The 18832-nt window shown below is 68.4% G+C and carries 22 protein-coding genes; 15 read left to right on the plus strand and 7 right to left on the minus strand.

Features of this window, described 5'->3' with window-relative positions; translation table 11 throughout:
• The first annotated feature begins 1024 nt into the window (after positions 1-1024).
• From ACQP1O_RS35570 to ACQP1O_RS35580, 3 genes are all read left to right on the plus strand, one after another.
• Positions 1025-2248, plus strand: a complete 1224-nt coding sequence (locus tag ACQP1O_RS35570; protein WP_433562728.1) for an Rv3212 family protein — start codon at positions 1025-1027, stop codon at positions 2246-2248.
• An 84-nt stretch (positions 2249-2332) separates the two neighbouring features.
• Positions 2333-2932, plus strand: a complete 600-nt coding sequence (locus ACQP1O_RS35575) for an acid phosphatase (RefSeq protein ID WP_433562729.1) — start codon at positions 2333-2335, stop codon at positions 2930-2932.
• Positions 2933-2946: 14 nt separating this feature from the next.
• Complete coding sequence (locus tag ACQP1O_RS35580; protein ID WP_433562730.1) at positions 2947-3426, plus strand: N-acetyltransferase family protein; 480 nt, start codon at positions 2947-2949, stop codon at positions 3424-3426.
• 133 nt (positions 3427-3559) lie between these two features.
• Here ACQP1O_RS35580 and ACQP1O_RS35585 read toward each other — a convergent pair whose 3' ends face one another.
• Positions 3560-3997: a hypothetical protein gene (locus ACQP1O_RS35585; protein WP_433562731.1), complete on the minus strand. Its 438-nt coding sequence runs from the start codon at positions 3995-3997 to the stop codon at positions 3560-3562.
• Between the two features lie 117 nt (positions 3998-4114).
• Between ACQP1O_RS35585 and ACQP1O_RS35590 the strand changes: the two genes are divergently transcribed.
• Positions 4115-5053, plus strand: a complete 939-nt coding sequence (locus ACQP1O_RS35590; RefSeq protein ID WP_433562732.1) for a diacylglycerol/lipid kinase family protein — start codon at positions 4115-4117, stop codon at positions 5051-5053.
• Positions 5054-5308: 255 nt separating this feature from the next.
• A complete protein-coding gene (locus tag ACQP1O_RS35595; protein ID WP_011211115.1) occupies positions 5309-5563 on the plus strand; it encodes a WhiB family transcriptional regulator in 255 nt (84 codons plus the stop codon).
• Positions 5564-5801: 238 nt separating this feature from the next.
• Here ACQP1O_RS35595 and ACQP1O_RS35600 read toward each other — a convergent pair whose 3' ends face one another.
• Together ACQP1O_RS35600 and ACQP1O_RS35605 are read right to left on the minus strand one after the other, a co-directional pair.
• A complete protein-coding gene (locus ACQP1O_RS35600) occupies positions 5802-7316 on the minus strand; it encodes a sensor histidine kinase (protein WP_357002128.1) in 1515 nt (504 codons plus the stop codon).
• A gap of 89 nt (positions 7317-7405) precedes the next feature.
• Positions 7406-7621, minus strand: a complete 216-nt coding sequence (locus tag ACQP1O_RS35605; RefSeq protein WP_433562733.1) for a biotin/lipoyl-binding carrier protein — start codon at positions 7619-7621, stop codon at positions 7406-7408.
• 91 nt (positions 7622-7712) lie between these two features.
• Between ACQP1O_RS35605 and ACQP1O_RS35610 the strand changes: the two genes are divergently transcribed.
• Positions 7713-7787, plus strand: a complete 75-nt coding sequence (locus tag ACQP1O_RS35610; RefSeq protein ID WP_153805149.1) for a 50S ribosomal protein bL37 — start codon at positions 7713-7715, stop codon at positions 7785-7787.
• 188 nt (positions 7788-7975) lie between these two features.
• On the opposite strand, the gene rsrA is transcribed toward ACQP1O_RS35610, so the two are convergent.
• Positions 7976-8251 carry a mycothiol system anti-sigma-R factor gene (gene rsrA / locus ACQP1O_RS35615; RefSeq protein WP_433567897.1) on the minus strand — a complete coding sequence of 92 codons (276 nt, stop codon included), beginning with the start codon at positions 8249-8251 and terminating at the stop codon, positions 7976-7978.
• An 8-nt stretch (positions 8252-8259) separates the two neighbouring features.
• Positions 8260-8967: a sigma-70 family RNA polymerase sigma factor gene (locus tag ACQP1O_RS35620; protein ID WP_433567898.1), complete on the minus strand. Its 708-nt coding sequence runs from the start codon at positions 8965-8967 to the stop codon at positions 8260-8262.
• Positions 8968-9280: 313 nt separating this feature from the next.
• Here ACQP1O_RS35620 and ybaK point away from each other — a divergent pair, with 313 nt between their 5' ends.
• The 4 genes from ybaK (at position 9281) to ACQP1O_RS35640 (ending at position 12674) form a co-directional block, all read left to right on the plus strand.
• Positions 9281-9775 carry a Cys-tRNA(Pro) deacylase gene (gene ybaK, locus ACQP1O_RS35625; protein WP_433562734.1) on the plus strand — a complete coding sequence of 165 codons (495 nt, stop codon included), beginning with the start codon at positions 9281-9283 and terminating at the stop codon, positions 9773-9775.
• A gap of 155 nt (positions 9776-9930) precedes the next feature.
• Positions 9931-10479, plus strand: coding sequence for a MarR family winged helix-turn-helix transcriptional regulator (locus ACQP1O_RS35630; protein WP_433562735.1), 549 nt, complete (start codon positions 9931-9933; stop codon positions 10477-10479).
• On the plus strand, positions 10476-12173 hold the full coding sequence (locus ACQP1O_RS35635; RefSeq protein ID WP_433562736.1) for an MDR family MFS transporter: 1698 nt from the start codon (positions 10476-10478) through the stop codon (positions 12171-12173). The genes ACQP1O_RS35630 and ACQP1O_RS35635 overlap by 4 nt, the downstream gene beginning before the upstream one ends.
• 219 nt (positions 12174-12392) lie before the next feature.
• Positions 12393-12674 (plus strand): hypothetical protein, encoded by a 282-nt coding sequence (locus ACQP1O_RS35640; protein ID WP_433562737.1) that lies wholly within the window; start codon positions 12393-12395, stop codon positions 12672-12674.
• A gap of 63 nt (positions 12675-12737) precedes the next feature.
• Here the strand turns inward: ACQP1O_RS35640 and ACQP1O_RS35645 are convergent, their stop codons facing one another.
• On the minus strand, positions 12738-13505 hold the full coding sequence (locus tag ACQP1O_RS35645) for an SOS response-associated peptidase (RefSeq protein ID WP_433562738.1): 768 nt from the start codon (positions 13503-13505) through the stop codon (positions 12738-12740).
• Between the two features lie 151 nt (positions 13506-13656).
• On the opposite strand from ACQP1O_RS35645, the gene ACQP1O_RS35650 reads away from it, so the two are divergent.
• Positions 13657-15165, plus strand: a complete 1509-nt coding sequence (locus tag ACQP1O_RS35650) for an aldehyde dehydrogenase family protein (protein WP_433562739.1) — start codon at positions 13657-13659, stop codon at positions 15163-15165.
• A 132-nt stretch (positions 15166-15297) separates the two neighbouring features.
• Here the strand turns inward: ACQP1O_RS35650 and ACQP1O_RS35655 are convergent, their stop codons facing one another.
• On the minus strand, positions 15298-15591 hold the full coding sequence (locus tag ACQP1O_RS35655; RefSeq protein ID WP_433562740.1) for a hypothetical protein: 294 nt from the start codon (positions 15589-15591) through the stop codon (positions 15298-15300).
• Positions 15592-15702: 111 nt separating this feature from the next.
• Here ACQP1O_RS35655 and aroA point away from each other — a divergent pair, with 111 nt between their 5' ends.
• The 4 genes from aroA (at position 15703) to ACQP1O_RS35675 (ending at position 18821) form a co-directional block, all read left to right on the plus strand.
• Positions 15703-16986, plus strand: a complete 1284-nt coding sequence (gene aroA, locus ACQP1O_RS35660; RefSeq protein WP_433562741.1) for a 3-phosphoshikimate 1-carboxyvinyltransferase — start codon at positions 15703-15705, stop codon at positions 16984-16986.
• Complete coding sequence (gene rsgA, locus ACQP1O_RS35665) at positions 16947-17990, plus strand: ribosome small subunit-dependent GTPase A (protein WP_433567899.1); 1044 nt, start codon at positions 16947-16949, stop codon at positions 17988-17990. The genes aroA and rsgA overlap by 40 nt, the downstream gene beginning before the upstream one ends.
• A gap of 72 nt (positions 17991-18062) precedes the next feature.
• Positions 18063-18281 (plus strand): hypothetical protein, encoded by a 219-nt coding sequence (locus ACQP1O_RS35670; protein WP_433562742.1) that lies wholly within the window; start codon positions 18063-18065, stop codon positions 18279-18281.
• A gap of 15 nt (positions 18282-18296) precedes the next feature.
• Positions 18297-18821, plus strand: coding sequence for a nitroreductase family deazaflavin-dependent oxidoreductase (locus tag ACQP1O_RS35675; RefSeq protein WP_433562743.1), 525 nt, complete (start codon positions 18297-18299; stop codon positions 18819-18821).
• Positions 18822-18832: the final 11 nt, after the last annotated feature.

Consider the following 18832-nt stretch of genomic DNA (forward strand, 5'->3'; position numbering starts at 1 on the left):
CGGCCCCGCCGAGGTTGCCGACGTCGTCTCCGAGGATGCCGGAGACGGCGCCCACCGGGGACGCAAGCGCACCCGTCGCGGGGGCAAGGGTTCCGCCGAGGGCATCGGCGTGACCGAGGCCGCCGCCGACGTCGTCTCGGAGGCCGCGGTCGCCGAGACGCCCGCGCCGGTCGAGGCGAGCGTGGCCACCACGACGGTGGAGCCGGTCGCCGACGCCGACGTGGTCGAGGCCGCCGCGCCCCGCAAGCGCACCCGCCGCACCAAGGCAGCCGCCGAGGCCACTGCCACTGCCGCCGAGGCCCCGGTTGCCGCGGAGTCGGCCGTCGTCGCAGAAACCACTGCGGCGGCAGCGACTCCCGTGACTGCCGAAGCGGACGCGCCCCGCAAGCGCACCCGCCGTACCAAGGCCGCCGTGGCCGAATCCGGCACCGGCGCAGCCGAATCCGCTGTCGTGGCGGAATCGGCTGCCACCGACGGCGACTCGGCCGAGCCCGCCCTGCGGGCGCCGCGCAAGCGCGCCAGCCGTGCCGCGAGCACCGCTCCGACCGCCGAGGAGACCGCCGGCGGTGCCGAGGTCGCCGCGGAGGCTCCGAAGAGCGCGCCGCGCAAGCGGACTCGCAAGGCCGCGGCCGCGACCGTGGACGCCAACGGCGCCGCCGAGGTCACGGTCGAGGCGGCAGACGGCGCCGAAACGCCGAAGGCCGCGCCCCGCAAGCGGACTCGCAAGGCGGCCGCGGCGACCGTGGACGCCAACGGCGCCGCCGAGGTGGTCGCGGAGGCGGCGGACGGCGCCGAGGCGCCGAAGGCCGCGCCGCGCAAGCGGGTCCGGAAGGCCGTCAAGGCGGAGGTCGAAGCGGTCGAGTCGGGTACTGCGGCAAGCGGTTCCGACGAGCCCGCGGCGGCGGCTCCGGTGCGGCGGACGCGGCGGAAGAAGGCCGATGCGGACGCCGAGGCCGCCGTGGTGGTGACCGACACCGCGGTCGCGGCCTCGGCCTAGCCGCGCAGATCGGTTACTCTCGCTGTCGTGCTCGCACCCGAGCGGCGGACGCGCGCCGATATTCTCACCGCTGTCGCGATCGCCGCTCTGGTGGCGATCGCGGCAGCGGTCGTGGCGCTGACCAGCGATGTGCGCGGCACCCACGCACAGTCCGCGAACCACACCCTCACCCCGCCGCCGGCGGCCGACTCGCTGCCTGCGCAGGTCAAGGAGCTGTGGCACGCACCGGACGGCGCGGCCATGCGCTCGCTGGCAGTGGGCGCGGTGGCCGTCACCGCCGACGGCGGCACCGTCACCGGGCGGGATGCCCGCACCGGCGACGAGGTCTGGAAGTACCAGCGGGACATGCCGTTGTGCGCGGTGGAGGTCCAGTTCGGGACGGTCATCGCCACCTACCGGGATGAGCGCGGCTGCAGTCAGACCACCCTGCTCAACGCCGAGACCGGGACCCGGGTGGCGGCGCGGTCCAGCTACATGGACAAGCGGATCACCCTGGCCCCGGACGGCACCTATGTGCTCGCGCTGGGCGACGACCGACTGGAGATGTGGCGCTCGGATCTGGTCCGCACCCTCGAATACGGCTATGTGGACGCCCCGGTGAATCCGCACACCCAGCCGCGCGCCGACTGCCGGCTGCTCTCGGCGGGCTCGGCGCCCAGCCGGGTGGCGGTGCTGGAACGCTGCCCCAAGGACTCCGCCGACCGGCTGTCCATCCTCAATCCCGCGCCCAAGGACGGCACGGTGCCGGAGGAATACAGCACGCACGTGCTCAACGAGCCCGGCGGCGCGGTGGACGGGGCGCGCGTGATCGCGGTGTCCGACACCCGGACCGCGCTCTACCTCCCCGCCACCCCGACCACCCCGCCGGTGCTGACCATCTATGACGTCAGCGGCAATCTGCTTGCCACCCACCAGGTTCCGGCCTTCGCGGACAACGCCATGGTGGCGCGCCTGTCCACCGGTTTCTTCGTCTTCACCGGCGACAGCCTGATCGCCCTCAATCCCACCACCCTCGACCCGCAGTGGGGCGCCCAGCACGTGCTCGGCACCCCCGCGCTGATGGCCGGCCAGCTGGTGGCCCCGGTCCCGGACGGCCTGGCCGTCCTGGATCCCGGCACCGGCGCGCAGGTCTCGCGAATCCCGCTGCAGCGCAGCGACTACCACAACGAGCCCATCGGGCTGAGCGTCTCGGGCAGCGTCTTCCTGGAACGCCGGGGCACCCAGGTGTACGGCGTCGGCGCGGCCTCCTGATCCGGCCGCCCGCCGGCGCTCGATTCCAACGGCTCTCGGCCGCCCGCTAGGTATTCGGGTAGGCGGTGGAGCATGATCGAATTCATGAGTGGTGGCGAATTCCGGTTGGTAGTGCTGCGACACGGGGAGACGGCCTGGTCGGCCGCACGCCGCCACACCGGCCGCACCGATGTGCCGCTCACCGAGATCGGCGAGGCGCAGGCCCGGGCCGCCGGAAAACTGCTGTACGACATGGAATTGCGGAATCCGCTGGTGCTGTGCAGCCCCCGGCAGCGCGCGCTGCGCACCGCGGCGCTGGCCGGGCTGCCCGGCGTCATCGTCGACGACGATCTGGTGGAGTGGGACTACGGCGAATACGAGGGCCTCACCACGCCCGAGATCCAGCAGATGTCCCCCGGCTGGACCATCTGGACCGGCGAGACCCCCGAGGGCGAGAGCGCCGAGCACGTCCGCAAGCGCGCCGACCACGTGCTGGCCACCGTCATCCCCGAGCTGGCCACCCGCGATGTGGTGCTGGTCGGCCACGGCCACTTCTCTCGCGCGCTCATCGCCCGCTGGGCCGAGTTCGAGGTGATCGAAGGCCGCCGATTCTTCCTGTCCACCGCCGCGGTTACGGTGCTGGGACATGATCACCAGGCTCGAACCGTGCTCGCGCACAATCTGGTTCCGCCGCTCAACCCGTAGGAAGGGGCCGCCGAATGATTCGCCGCGCCACCCCCGCCGACATCCCGGCGCTCGTCCAGCTCGTCCACGACCTGGCCGAGTACGAGAAAGCCGCCGCCGAGTGCACCCTCACCGCGGCCCAGCTCGAGACGGCCCTGTTCGGGCCGCAGCCCGCGCTGTACGCCCATGTGGCCGAGAGCGATCAGGGCGTGGTGGGCTGTGCCATCTGGTTCCTGAACTTCTCCACCTGGAAGGGCGTGCACGGGGTCTATCTGGAGGATCTCTACGTCAAGCCGGAGGTCCGCGGCCGCGGGCTGGGCAAGAGCCTGCTCGCGACGCTGGCCCGCGAGGCCGTCGAGCAGGGGTATGCCCGCATCGACTGGTCGGTGCTCACCTGGAACACCCCGAGCATCGACTTCTACGAATCCATCGGGGCCGAGCACCAGCACGAGTGGACGGGCTACCGCCTGCGCGGCGCGGCCCTGGCCCGCCTGGCGACGCACGCCGACGACTGAATTCGCCACGGCATCCGAATTCACCGCAGCATCGCTGGAAAGCGCTCGCTCACCCGAGAGGTGGGCGAGCGTCCCAAAACTCGCTCACGGGCCACTGAGCAACCAGTACGGCGACTCTGGCGACCGCTACGGCCTACTCCTCGACGGAGCCGTAGCCCGCGGCCATCCACCGATTCGAGGCCGGAGCGAACAGCGCAACCAGCGCACCCAGTGCCAGCAGTCCCAGCGGCGCTCCGAACTCGGGCCGGTCCGAGGTGAACATGTAGTACGCGACACCCAGCAGCAACAGCTGGGTCAGCGTGGCGATGGCCCGCCCCCACCGCTTCCCGCGCATCAGCCCGATCCCGGCGGCCAGCACCGCGCTGCCCAGGATGGCCGCGTATCCGGCGGTGAGATAGCTGTTCTTGGGGCTCTGCGCCGACCCGTTCACACCGACGATGATCAGCACGACCATCGCGACCAGGCCCAGCGCGCCCTCCAGGGCGACCAGCGCGCCCGCCACGCGCACCGTCGCGGGCACCACGTCGCTCTCGCCCGCGGGCTTGTTCTCGCCGTTGTTCTGCTCAGCCACCCGCCCAGCCTACGACCGAGCGTCGTTGCCGAATCCTGGACCCGCCCACCCGCATTCACCGGGGTGGTCACCGGACTCGGGCAGCCGTGCCGCGGCGGACGTCAGTAGGCTGCGGATGTGCGGACGCTGCTTATCGTGAACCCGAATGCCACTTCGACCACTCGGTCCACTCGCGATCTGCTCGCTCACGCACTGGAAAGCCGCACCCAGCTGACCGTTCGCCACACCGAGCACCGGGGGCACGCCGCCGAGCTGGCGCGCTGGGCCGCCGACACCCGGATGGACCTGATCGTGGTACACGGCGGGGACGGCACGGTGAACGAGACCGTCAACGGTTTCCTCCCGCTGCCGGGTGAGCCGCAGCGGGAGTGGCTGCCGCGGCTCGGCGTCATCCCGGGCGGTTCGGCGAATGTCTTCGCGCGCTCGCTGGGCATCGAACCGGATCCGGTGACCGCCACCAATCAGCTGATCGATCTGGTGGCCGATGACGCCGACCGCCGCATCGGGCTCGGCGTCGCCGACGATCGCTGGTTCCTCTTCAGCGCGGGTGTCGGACTCGACGCGGATGTGTGCGAGGCCATCGACGCCAAGCGCGCGGATGGCAAAGCCGCCACGCCCGCTCGCTATCTGCGCACCACGGTCCGGCAGTTCTTTCGCGCCAAACGGCATGCCCCGCAAGTGCGTCTCGACATTCCAGGTCACGAACCGGTAACAGATGTGCATTACGCATTCGTGACGAATGCCAGCCCTTGGACTTATCTCGACAACACGCCCGTGGTCACCAACCCGGGGACCGCATTCGAATCGGGTCTCGGGGTGTTTGCGATGCGCAGCATGGGCGTTCTGCCCACCCTGATGGTGGCCCGCCAGTTGCTGGCCGCCCATGGAGATCCCAAGAGCCGCATATTGTTTCGCGACGACGACGTTCCGGCCGTGACCGTCACCGCAGCCGAACCGATCGGCTTGCAAATCGATGGCGACTTCATCGGGCGCCGCAACATGGTGAATTTCACAGCCGTCCCGGATATCCTCGATGTGGTCGCGCCGAAGCCCTAGCCGGTTCGACACGCCCTAGAAACATCCCGGTTGCGCTGCGAAAGCTGGCTCAACCGAGTACAAATGACACGGCGGATCCCCATGTAGGGGTCTTACAGCGTGAGCTTCCCCACGGTGCACCGGGTATCTATTGACATCTACGGTGTTCGTGAAAGCATTCACAAGCAACCGTGCGGAAACATTCGAGTCGCACAAGTGAACGGACCACAAACCCGAGGGGCAGCGCCGTGCGCGCCCTAGCAAAGGAGCAGAGGAATGGACTGGCGCCACAAGGCCATCTGTCGCGACGAGGACCCCGAGCTGTTTTTCCCGGTGGGTAACAGTGGTCCGGCGCTCGCGCAGATTGCCGATGCCAAGCTGGTCTGCGCTCGCTGCCCCGTCACCGCTGACTGCCTTTCCTGGGCCCTGAAGTCGGGCCAGGATGCCGGCGTGTGGGGTGGTATGAGCGAGGACGAGCGTCGCGCGCTGAAGCGCCGCAACGCGCGTACGCGTACCCGCACCGTCGTCTAACCAGCTAGGCGACAGGCGTTACGGCCGGCCCCAGCCTCGCGGCCGCAACGCAATTCGGCCCGGCACCAATTCAGGTGCCGGGCTTCAGTGTGTAAAGGGGCCGACCCGAGTCTCGGGACCGGGGGCTCCGCATTCCGATCACGAGAGGAATTCCCGTTCAACGGGATTGACTCTTCGAACGAAAGTTCGGGCGCGCGGATTCTCACTACGCCCGAACTTGTGCGCCGCGCAATATGTTTCAGCGGGCGGAGCGACGGCCGAGGGGAACTCGCAGGACCGCGTCGGTGCCGACATCGGCGCCGGGATGAAGTCCGATGGATCCGCCCAATTCCGCCGTCACGAGAGTGCGGACGATTTGCAGACCCAACCGGTCGGAGGCTTCCAGGCTGAATCCGTCGGGCAGACCGCGGCCGTCGTCGCTGATGATGACATCGAGCCAGCGGGCCGAACGCTCGGAACGGATTGTGACAGTACCGTTCTCGCCGGCGTCGAAGGCGTGCTCGATGGCGTTCTGCACCAGCTCGGTCAGCACCATGACCAGCGGCGTGGCCCGCTCGGCGGAGAAGACGCCGAGCGATCCGGCGCGGCGCACCTTGATGCGGGCGGTGTGGACGGTCGCCACGTCGGCCATGATCGGCAGCAGGCGGTCCACCACTTCGTCCAGATCGACCTCTTCGTCAACCGACATGGACAGCATTTCGTGCACCGAGGCGATCGAGGTGACCCGGCGGACCGATTCGGTCAGGGCCAGGCGGGCCTCCTCGTTCTCGGTGCGGCGGGCCTGCAGTCGCAACAGCGCGGCCACCGTCTGGAGGTTGTTCTTCACTCGGTGGTGGATCTCGCGAATCGTCGCGTCCTTGGACAGCAGCGCGCGGTCGCGCCGCTTCACCTCGGTGACATCGCGGACCAGCACCGCGGCCCCGGCCAGTTCCCCGTGCGGGCGCAGCACCAGGGTGCGCAGCAGCACGGTCGCCCCGCGCGCCTCGACTTCCATTCGGCGCCCGGCCTTTCCGGCCAGGGCCGCCTGGATGTCGCCGACGACTTCCTGCGCGTCGAACGGATCGGTGATCAGTGAGCGGGTGGTCAGCGCCAGATCCTGGCCGACCAGGTCGTTCTGCAAACCCATGCGGTGATAGGCCGACAGGGCGTTGGGGCTGGCGTAGACGACGGTGCCCTCGGTGTCGAGGCGGATGAAACCGTCACCCGCGCGGGGGCTGGAGTGCGCGCCGGTGCGGTCCTCGAGCGCGGGCCAGGTGCCGTCAGCGACCATCTGGCACAGGTCGTCCGCGCAGGACATGTAGGCGATCTCGAGGCTGGAGCGCATCTTGCGACGCTGGGTATCGGTGTCGCGGCCGAGCACGGCGATGATGTCGTCACCGACCCGCACCGGAATCGCCTCGCGCATGGCGTGCACGGGATGCGGGTGATAGACGCCGGTGAGGGCGGTATCGGTTTCGGTACGAGCGATATCGGCGGTCAGCAGGGCCTCGAACACCTGCGGATTCGCCTCCTTGGTGGCGAGGGTGCCGACGAGATCCTCGAGGTGCACGGTGGGCGCGGTGGTGGGACGGCACTGGGCGACGCATACCACCTCCGCACCCGCGCTGACCGGGCCCGTGCCCACCCAGAGCAGCAGATCCGCGAAGGACAGATCCGCCAGCAACTGCCAGTCCCCCACCACTCGCTGCAAATGGTCGACGGCCGCACCCGGTAGATCGGTGTGTTCGGCCAGTAACTCACTCAGTGTCGACATTCACCCACGCTCCTCTGTTCCCACGTCGCGTGTATGTTCCCACGCGACACGGCAAGGGCGCGTCAGGAGCAGGTCGGGGGCTGGGTTGCTCAGGAGATGACGGCGATCAGGTCACCCTGCTGCAGCACCTGGCCGGGGCTGACGTGGATGGAGGCGACGGTGCCCTCGATCTCGGCGATGACGGGGATCTCCATCTTCATCGACTCCAGCAGGACCAGGGTCTGGTCGACGCCGACCTTGTCGCCGACAGCGACCTCGATGTTCAGCACAGTCGACACCATCTCGGCCTTCACTTCCTCAGCCATGTACACCTCTCGCGTTCGAGTGACCCGTAGCCCCTGAAGGTACAGCCAACCACACATGAAAGAATGGCGGCCGACTGAAGGGAGATTACCTATGGGTAAGCGTGGACGTAAGAAGCGTGGCCGCAAGAAGAATGCCGCCAACCACGGCAAGCGGCCGAACGCCTGAGCCGTAGCGAAAAGCTCGAAAACTGCTGAGCGGCACCACTTCCCATGGGAAGTGGTGCCGCTCAGTTCTGCCTCTCCGGGACTTCAGCGGGCAGCCGGGTTGCCGTTTCGGCTCTCGCACCCGTGCCGGCGGCCATCTGCCGAACCTATTTCGGACGTACCCGGTGAGTTACCCGGGTCGCCACCAAATCAGCTCTCCGGCTCCGTAACGACGCGCGTTTCAACACGCGTGTAGCTGGTCCGGATCTCCATCGTCAGGCGCTGGCGCAGGGAATCGGGTGCGCGGTCGCCGCCGCATTTGCGATTCAGCAGCGACTTCAGCTTCTCCTCCAGGCCGTAGGCCTCGATGCACGGCGAGCAACGGTCGATGTGCTCGCGCAACCGTGCCTTCACGGTGTCGTCGCACTCGTTGTCCAGGAGCAGCCAGACATCGGCGAGCACCGCCGAGCAGTCCAGTTCTTCCATCTCGTCGCTCACTGGGTTACCTCCTCACGCGCCGCATCGCTGCCCGATCGATTGAATCCACGTTCCCGCGCCACGTCGGCGAGCAGGCCCTTGAGCTGCTTGCGGCCACGGTGCAGACGGGACATGACGGTACCGATGGGAGTTCCCATGATCTCGGCGATTTCCTTGTAGGGGAAGCCCTCCACGTCGGCGTAGTACACCGCCATCCGGAACTCCTCGGGAAGCGACTGCAGAGCGGCCTTGATGTCGTCGTCCGGCAGCGCCTCGAGGGCTTCCATCTCCGCGGAGCGCAGACCGGTGGAGGTGTGCTCGGCGGTGGAAGCCAGCTGCCAGTCGGTGATCTCGTCGGTCGGATACTGCGCGGGCTGGCGCTGCTTCTTCCGATACGAGTTGATGTAGGTATTGGTGAGGATGCGGTACAGCCACGCCCGCAGGTTGGTGCCCTCGCGGAACGAGCGGAACCCCTGGTAGGCCTTGGCGAAGGTCTCCTGCACCAGATCCTCGGCATCGGCCGGGTTGCGGGTCATCCGCAACGCCGCCCCGTAGAGCTGGTCCAGCAGCGGGAGCGCGTCACGCTCGAATCGCGCGGCCAGTTCCGCCGCGGATTCGGTACTCCTGGCACCGGATTCGCTCACCTCGTCATAGTCGACCGCTTCGTCGTCGCCGGCGTCGATGCGCTCGCTGTCCGCGTCGTCATCACGCTGGCGATCGACCATGTCGTCGTCGCTCGTCACGCTAATCCCTTCGATCGCCGTAGCAATTGAATCTACCGCGAACAGGGATTCGGCCAGGAAACCGGCCGGGGGCGCGACGTCGGCGGCTCCCCTGCGGAACAGCAGCGGCCCGGTCCGCACCGGGGGCTCTTCGACCAGAACGGTCACCGACTCCTCCTTGGATGAATGGATGCGTGCGCCTGCGAACCGTGGGCCCTGCGGTTGCTGCGAAGCGCGTATCGCGTGCAACAGGCGTGGCGCTCACGCTGTTCCCAGCACCGGAAATCCGGTTGCGTTCGCTGGATAGGGTGAGCCCATGGCTGCAGCTCCGACCCCGGCGATCAAGGCTCTGATGCAGGCGCAGGTGGACCACCGGGTGCACTCGTATACCCATGACCCGCGCAGTGATTCGTACGGGGCGGAGGCGGTGGAGGCGCTCGCGGGCGAGCTCGGGGTTACCGCCGGGCAGATCTTCAAGACGCTCGTGATCGAGTTGGGGTCGGGCGGGCTGGCGGTGGCGGTATTGCCGGTGCCGACCACGCTGTCGCTGAAGGCGGCGGCCGCGGCGCTGGGCGGCGGCAAGGCCGCCATGGCCGACAAGGCCAAGGCGGAGCGGACGACCGGGTATGTGCTGGGCGGGATTTCGCCGCTGGGGCAGAAGAAGCGGCTGCCGACCGTCATCGACGAGTCGGCGCTGGAGTGGGATCGGGTGCTGTGCAGCGCGGGCAAGCGCGGGCTGGAGATCGAGCTCGCCCCGGCGGATCTGGTCCGGCTCACAGGAGCGGTGACGGCCGCGGTCGCGGTGGCCTGACCTGCCATTCAAGGGTGATTTGTCCGATTTGGCCGTGAGCGGAGACACAACCTCCGGAAAAAACTTGCCAAGGGACAACCATCTCGGAATACTTGCGCCGTACAACTAGTTGACGCATACAAGCAGTTGACCGACGCAAGGAGGTGAGACCGACCGTGACCGACGATGACCCGGCGATTACCCCCACCGACATCGACGACGGCCTTATCGACACCATCGCCTACGAGATCGCCCGGCTCACCAAATTGCGGGACCGCACCAATGCGCAGATCGCGACCATGTCCCAGGGCGAGATCGAACCGGCCGCGTACGCCATCCTGTTCCAGCTGATCCACGGCGGCCCGAAACGCTCGGGCGCACTGGCGGAGGCCCTCTACTCGGACGCCTCGACCATCAGCCGGCAGGTCGCGAGCCTGGTCAAACGCGGACTCATCGAGCGCCGCGCCGACCCCGCCGACGGCCGCGTCAGCGTCCTCGACGTGACCGACACCGGCCGCGCCGTGGCCGCCCAGATCCGGGCCCGCCGCAACGACTCGCTCCGCCACATGCTGACCGGCTGGGACCCCGGCGAGCGGGAGACCTTCGCCGAGCTGCTGACGCGTTTCGTCGACGGCTACGAGGAGACCCGGCAGCGCATGCTGGCCGACATGGCGGCCCACAAAGACCTTCATTCCTATTACGCACCCGCGGAGAGCAATTCGTGACTACACAAGCGGAAGTGGCGGAGCCGGAACTCAATTCGGCCGGCTTCACCCACAAGCAGATCCTGGTCATCATGAGCGGCCTGATCATGGGCATGCTGCTGGCGGCCCTGGATCAGACCATCGTGTCGACCTCCATCCGCACCATCGCCGATGAGCTGCACGGCTATTCGGCGCAGGCGTGGGTGACCACCGCCTACCTGATCACCTCGACCCTGGCGACGCCGCTCTACGGCAAGCTCTCGGACATGTACGGCCGCAAGCCGTTCTACCTGGCCGCCATCTCCATCTTCGTGGTCGGCTCACTGGCCTGTTCCATGGCGACCTCCATGTACGAGCTGGCCGCCTTCCGGGCCTTCCAGGGCCTGGGCGCGGGCGGTCTGATGTCGCTGGCGCTGACCATCATGGGCGACATCGTGTCCCCGCGGGAGCGCGCCCGCTACCAGGGCTACTTCCTGGCCGTCTTCGGCACCTCCAGCGTGGTCGGCCCGGTCGTCGGCGGCATCCTGTCGGGCACCGACCAGATCCTGGGCGTCACCGGCTGGCGCTGGGTGTTCCTGGTGAACGTTCCGGTCGGCATCATCGCGCTGGCCGTGGTGACCCGCGTGCTCAAGCTGCCGAAGCGCCCCGTCACCAAGGTGCCGATCGACTGGATGGGCATCTCGGCACTGATCGTCGGCCTGGTGCCGCTGCTGGTGGTCGCCGAGCAGGGCCGCGAATGGGGTTGGACCAGCAGCCATTCCATCCTCTGCTACGCGCTGGGCGCGATCGGCGTGCTGTCCTTCATCGCGGTCGAGGCCAAGCAGGGCGACGCGGCGCTGATCCCGCTGCGCATGTTCAAGAACTCCACCTTCGCCCTCGGCGTGGTCATCTCGGTGGTGGTCGGTGCGGCCATGTTCGGTGGCATCACCCTGCTGCCGCAGTACCTCCAGGTGGTGCAGGGCGCGAGCCCGACCAAGGCGGGTCTGCTGATGCTGCCGCTGGTGGCGGGCATGATGACCGGCTCGATCCTGGCCGGCCAGCTGATCGCCCGGACCGGACGGTACAAGTACTTCCCGCCGGTGGGCGCCGCGCTGCTGACCTCGGGCCTGTTCCTGCTGCACCTGGTGTCGGCCGACACCGAGCTGTGGGTCGTCATGATCTTCATGGCCATCACCGGCTTCGGCCTGGGCAACCTGATGCAGCCGCTGACCCTGGCGCTGCAGAACGCGCTGCCGCCCAAGGACATGGGTGTGTCCACCGCGGCCGCGACCTTCTTCCGGCAGATCGGCGGCACCCTGGGTGTGGCGGTGTTCCTGTCGGTGCTGTTCACCCAGCTGGCGCCGAACATCACCACCTCGCTGGAGAGTGTCCGGGGCGACCAGGCCTACACGCAGGCCGCCGCGGACGCCGTGAAGGGCCCCGACTCGGTCGACAAGAAGGTCGTCCTCGGCCTGTCGAACAAGGAGACCGCGCCGGCGGTCGTGGGTCAGGTGCTCAACGACAGCTCGGTGATCCAGCAGCTGAACCCGACGCTGGCGCACCCCTTCAAGGAGGGCTTCGCCAAGTCCATGGACAGGGTGTTCCTGTCGGCCACCGCCGTGGCGCTGCTCGGATTCATCCTGGTGCTGTTCTGGAAGGAGGTGCCGCTGCGCAGCGCAGGTGGCATCCAGGCCAGAAAGGAAGCCGTCGAGGCGGCGGACGCCGCCGCGGTCTGACCGGCCGAACGACAATCGAAGAGACGATGCCCCCGCCGCGAGACGCGGCGGGGGCATCGTCATTTCACAATTCGGGCGATTTTCTGTGAGTTACTTGGGAGCGAGCGGTGAGCTTGTTGTGAACCCTTTGTCCACAAGGTCCTATTCGAACCCGAGGATGTGATGCGGTTTATGTCCCACCATCGGCGTATTGGCACGGCTGTCGCCGCCGGAGTACTGGTGCTGGCGCTGGGAACCGGCCCATTGACGTTCGCCGCCGCGACCGCGCCGGCGGCGCCCATCGATCCGAACTTCCCCAATCCGGGAACCCAGGGCGGCGAGCAGCAGAACGGCGACCAGCAGAAGGGCGGCCAGCCGAAGATCGAGCAGCCTATGAAGGACGAGCACGTCGAAAAGGCGGAGAAGCTCGGGGGCGGGGTGATCACCAAGGCGATCGACACGTGGGCCGACACCTTGAAGTGCACGCTGAATATCGTCCTGCCGACAGTGAAGTGCGGTTGATACGCACCTTCGGACCCCCTTGCCCCGCTGCGATCGGCAGCGGGGCAAATTCTTCGAAGGGTTTCAGATCAGAGTGATCTGACCGGCCTGCTCGTCCACGCGGCCGAGCAATTCGGGACCATTGTTCCTGACGCTGTTGACCAGCGACGGCACCTCGCGCACAAGGATGTCCGAAACCGCCTCGGAGGAGGGCGTTTCCAGTAGTTCCTCCGGGACCGGGCGGTCCGGGTCGAGCCAGGCGTCCCAGTGCTCGCGCGGCATGGGCAACGGCATGCGGTCGTGGACCTTGGTCAGGTCGCCGACCGCGTCGGTGGTCAGGATCGTGCAGGACAGCAGCGGCTGCGCCGCATCGCCCTGGCCGCGATCACGCCACACCGACCACAGGCCCGCCATATAGAGGCGTCCGCCATCGGCGCGGGACATGAAATACGGCCGCTTGACGGCCTTTCCGAGCGCATCTGCCTCGGTGACCCACTCGTACCAGCCGTCCATCGGGACCAGGCACCGGCGCTTCTTCACCGCGTCGCGGAAGGAGGCGGTGGTGGTGGCCTTGTCGGCGCGGGCGTTGAACAGGGGTTTGCCCTTGACCGGGACGCCCGGCTCGGAGGCCTTCGTCCAGGGCGGGATCAGACCCCAGCGCATGGCTCGGATACGCAGGGTGGCCGGGTCCTCGGGATGGTCGTGGTCGTGCCGTTCGACGACCGTGAGCACCTGATTGGTGGGGGCCACGTTGTAGTTCGGGTTGAACCCCTTGTCGTCGGTCTCGTCGATGGCATCGAGCTCGACGGCCAGCTTCGCGGGATTCGTCGTAGTCGCGTACCTACCGCACATGCCGACCATGCTGCCACTGCGGACCGACGGCTACCAGGAAGACGCCGACAGCCACCGCGTATGAATCGCGTGCGATGTGATGGCAATTGACATCACTTGGACGGTATGAGACGTTCGTCTCATCACACTCTCATCAAGGGACGCGCCAATCATGACTGCAACCGAAACCGCCCCGCTCGATCAGGCCGACACGCTGACTTCGGTCAACCCTGCCACCGGCGAGGCCCTCGCCACCTACGAGATCGATGATGAGGCGGCGGTGCGCGCGGCCGTCGCCAAGGCCCGGACCGCCGCCGCGACCTGGGGCGCGCTGACCTACGCCGAGCGCAAGAAGCACATTCTGCGCTGGGGCAGCAAGCTGGTCGAGAAGTCCGACGAGCTCAGCGAGCTCATCCACGCCGAGAACGGCAAGCCCCTCGACGACGCCTTCCTCGAGCTCATGCTGGCCCTCGAGCACATCAAGTGGGCCGCCTCCAATGCCGAGAAGGTGCTCAAGCCCAAGAAGGTCTCGCCCGGCGCGTTCATGGCCAATTTCGCCGCCCACCTGGAGTACCGCCCGCTGGGTGTGGTCGGCGTGATCGGGCCGTGGAACTACCCGATCTACACCCCGAACGGCTCCATCGCCTACGCGCTGGCCGCCGGCAACTGCGTGGTCTTCAAGCCGAGCGAATTCTCCACCGGCATCGGCAATTTCGTGGCCAAGGCGTTCGCCGAGGCGAATCCGGAACTGCCGGACGGCGTCTTCATCACCATCAACGGGTACGGCGCGACCGGTGCCGCGCTGGTCAAGTCCGGCGTCGACAAGCTGGCCTTCACCGGGTCCACCGCGACCGGCAAGAAGATCATGGCCTCCGCCGCCGAGACCCTCACCCCGGTGCTGCTGGAGTGCGGCGGCAAGGACGCGGTGATCGTGGCTGCGGACGCCGACATCAAGGCCGCCGCCGACGCGGTCGCCTGGGGCGCCACCGCCAACTCCGGCCAGACCTGCGCGGGCGTCGAGCGGGTGTACGTGGACAAGTCGGTCGCCGACGAGTTCGTCGCCGAGGTCAAGCGCATCCTCACCGACATCAAGCCGGGTTCGGACGCCAAGGCCTCCTACGGTCCGATGACCATGCCCAGCCAGGTCGACATCGTGCGCCGGCACATCGACGACGCGCTGAAGAACGGCGGCAAGGCCGTGCTGGGCGGGCCCGAATCGGTCAAGGGGCCCTTCATCGAACCGGTCGTACTGGTCGACGTGGACGAGTCCTCGGATGCGGTGTGCGAGGAGACCTTCGGGCCGACCGTCACCATCCGCACCGTCAACGGCGTGGACGAGGCCGTGGAGCTGACCAACAAGAGCAAGTACGGGCTCGGGTCGGCGGTGTACTCGAAGAACCAGGGCATGGAGATCGCCCGGCGCCTCCAGGTCGGCTGCACCTCGGTGAACTCGGTGCTGTCCTACGCGGCGATCTCGGGGCTGCCGTTCGGCGGCGTGCGCGACTCCGGCATCGGCCGCATCCACGGTGCGCCGGGCCTGCTGGAATTCTCGCGTCCGCACTCGATCGCGGTGCAGCGCTTCGCGATTCCCGGCATGGCGCTGCTGTCCTACACCCGGACCGATCGCACCATGAAGCTGCTGCGCAAGATCGTGCCGCTGATTCACGGGCGCGCCAAGTAGGGAGAGCCGACCCTCGGGACTCCCGAGGCGAAACCCTGACCACCACAGGAACAGCGCTCAGCGGTTCTCCGAAATGCCGAGCGCCACAGGCAGTTGATGCCGGTCTCCACCACGGAGACCGGCATCGCGCGTTCACGGAGTCGGCGGCAAGGGCGTGGGGGCGAAGAACTCTTCGAGCGGGGTGGGACCGGTGTAGCGCTGACAGTTGCAGCGCGCCCAGGCCTTGACACCCATGCCGGTCTTACGGAAGGTCTCGGCGTGGCAATGACCCGCTTCGCGGTCGTGCAGGGCGAGGTCGTGGCCGCAGCCGCAGACGGCCGAGCCGGCCGCGGTGCCGGGTTTGGTGCGCCGGGAGCCGAATCGGCCCGCGAGCCAGCCGCCGCCGACGAGTGCGCCACCGATTACGAGGCTGAGAGGATCGATCACAGACCCAGTATACGTACTCATATACGTATATTCGGGCTTGTTCATGCCCGGGCGGTGAGAATTATCGGTCGGCGAAAAGGCTCGGGGAGGCGGGAGTGCGAAGATGGCCATGTGACTTTCTGGCCCGCGCCCCACGTCCGAGTTCCCGTCCACGCGACCGTGACCCTGCCCGGGTCCAAATCCATTACCAATCGGGCGCTGATCCTCGCCGCGCTGGCGGATCGGCCGTCGACCATCACCGGCGCGCTGCGCAGCCGGGACACCAACCTCATGATCGCGGCATTGCGGGCGATGGGCACCGGCATCGAGGGCGAGGGCGAGACGCTCACCGTCACCCCGCCCGCCGAATTCACCAGCGCCATGGTCGATTGCGGGCTCGCGGGTACCGTCATGCGCTTCCTGCCGCCGGTGGCGGCGCTGGCGCGCGGCGACGTCGCCTTCGACGGCGACGAGCAGGCGCGGGCGCGGCCGCTCGGCACGATCCTGGACGCGCTGCGCGCACTGGGCCTCGACATCGACGGCAACCGGCTGCCCTTCGTGGTGCACGGCATGGGCACGCTGCGCGGCGGGCCGGTCACCATCGACGCCTCGGGCTCCTCGCAGTTCGTGTCCGGGCTGCTGCTGTCGGCGGCACGGTTCGAGCAGGGCGTCACCGTGAACCACGACGGTGCGGCACTGCCCTCCATGCCGCACATCGAGATGACCGTGGAGATGCTGCGGCGAGCCGACGTTCACGTGGACGCGCCCAACGATCCGCGCAAGGCGCAGACCTGGACCGTGGCCCCCGGCCCGATCCGGGCGGTGGACTGGGAGGTCGAGCCGGACCTGTCCAATGCCACCCCGTTCCTGGCGGCAGCGGCCGTCACCGGCGGCGAGGTGAGCATTCCGCACTGGCCGCGGCTCACCACCCAGCCGGGCGACGTGATCCGGGAGATCCTGGTGCGCATGGGTGCCGAGGCGCGCTTCTTCGACAGCGTGCTCACCGTGCGCGGGCCCGAGCGCCTGGCCGGCATCGATATCGACCTGCACGACGTGGGCGAGCTGACCCCGACCGTGGCCGCCCTTGCGGCACTGGCGGATTCGCCGTCCCGGCTGCGCGGCATCGCGCACCTGCGCGGGCACGAGACCGACCGACTGGCCGCGCTCGCCACCGAGATCAACCGGCTGGGCGGCAAGGTCACCGAGACCGAGGACGGGCTGGCCATCGTGCCCAACCCGCTCACCGGCGGGCAGTGGCGCTCCTACGCCGACCATCGGATGGCCACCGCCGGCGCGATCATCGGCCTGGTGACGCCGGGTGTGGAGATCGAGGACATCGGCACCACCGCCAAGACGCTGCCGAACTTCGTCGAACTCTGGGACGGCATGCTGGGCTCGTCGGGAGCAGACCACTGAGGCGGCGCGAGTACGACGAGTCCGATGTCCGGGTACGCCCGGGCAAGGGCTCGCGTCCGCGCACCAAGACCCGGCCCCAGCACCTGGATGCCGAAGCGGCCATGGTGGTTTCGGTGGACCGCGGACGCTGGGGGTGCGTGCTCGACGGGGATCCGGACCGGCCGCTGACGGCCATGCGGGCGCGCGAGCTCGGCCGCACGCCGATCGTGGTCGGCGATCAGGTGGACGTGGTCGGCGATCTGTCCGGCAAGCCCGACACCCTGGCCCGCATCGTGCGAGTGGTCGATCGGCGAACAGTGTTGCGCCGCACCGCCGATGACACCGATCCGTTCGAGCGCGTGGTGGTGGCCAATGCCGAGCAGCTCTTCATCGTGGTGGCGCTGGCCGATCCGCCACCGCGCACCGGGTTCGTGGAGCGGGCCATGGTGGCGGCGTATGTCGGTGGGCTGCAACCGATTCTGTGCCTGACCAAGTACGATCTGGCCGCCGACTCCGAATTCGCCTCGGCCTTCGAGGATTTGGATCTGACCATCGTCTACGGCGGCATCGAGGATCCGCTGGAGCCGGTGCTGGACCTGCTGGACGACAAGCTGACCGCGTTCATCGGGCACTCCGGGGTGGGCAAGTCGACCCTGGTGAACCGGCTGGTCCCGGAGGCGGAGCGCGCCGTCGGCGAGGTGTCCGGGGTCGGCAAGGGGCGGCACACCTCGACCCAGTCGGTGGCGCTGCCGCTGCCCGACGGCGGCTGGGTCATCGACACGCCCGGCGTGCGCTCGTTCGGTCTGGCACACATCACCCCCGACAACGTCATCCAGGCCTTCTCCGATCTGGCCAACGCCATCGAGGACTGCCCGCGCGGCTGCACCCACCTGGGCCCGCCCGCCGACCCTGAGTGCGCGCTCGACGAACTGCCCGGCAAGGAGCTCCGGGTGGCGGCCATCCGCCGCCTGCTCACAGCCCTCAATTCGAACGATCCGTGGTTCCGGGGCAGCAGCGACACCTGAAGCTAGCCCTGAGTTAGCTGATAAATCGCCCATTCGATACCTTTTGTGCATAACCGGCATGAAGGGATGGTCATGAGCGAAGAACTTCCCGAGCTGTCGCACGCCAATGGGCGGCGGCACAGCGATGTCCGGCCCGCACCCGACGGGGCCGATCGATCGGGGCGGGAGCAGGACGATTCCGGGCCGCTGGACCAGGACGAGGTGCTGCCGTCCGGGCATCCGGACGACCGGTCCCCGGCCGACGCGCACGATTGGCAGGACGACTGGGATCGGGCGCGCTGGGCGCCCTAGCAACATAATCGGGGCATGGCATTCGCTGAATGGCGGCGCCGGCCCGAGGCGCCCGCCCGCTGGAACCCGCTCCCGCGGCTGGGCCGCGGCCTGGCCCGCCGCCGGACCGTCATGCGCATCGCACCGGCGGTGTTCGCACTAGAACGCTTCACCCGGCGAGTGACGCACGGCCGCAAGGGAATACTCGATGTCGCGGGCCTGCCCGCGCTGCAGCTCACAGTGGCCGGCCGCCGCACCGGCCTGCCCCGCACGGTCAGTCTGCTCTACGTCCCGGACCCGTACGACGAGAAACGCTTCCTGATCGTCTCGTCGAACTGGGGCCGGCCCGAACAGCCGTCCTGGTCGGCCAATCTGCGCGGCGCCGAACGGGCCGAACTGCGGGTCCGCGGAGAACGGTTCCCGGTCGAGGTGCGGCAGCTGACGGGCGGCGAGCGGGATCGCGCGTGGCGGCGGGCGCTGGAGTTCTGGCCGGGTTACGCCATGGAGCGGCGGCTCGCGGGCACTCGCCGTTTCCGGCTGTTCGAGCTCACCCGGACCTGATCCGAAAACCG

Origin of the sequence: Nocardia sp. CA-151230, assembly GCF_050942175.1 — a bacterium.
GTDB lineage: Bacteria > Actinomycetota > Actinomycetes > Mycobacteriales > Mycobacteriaceae > Nocardia.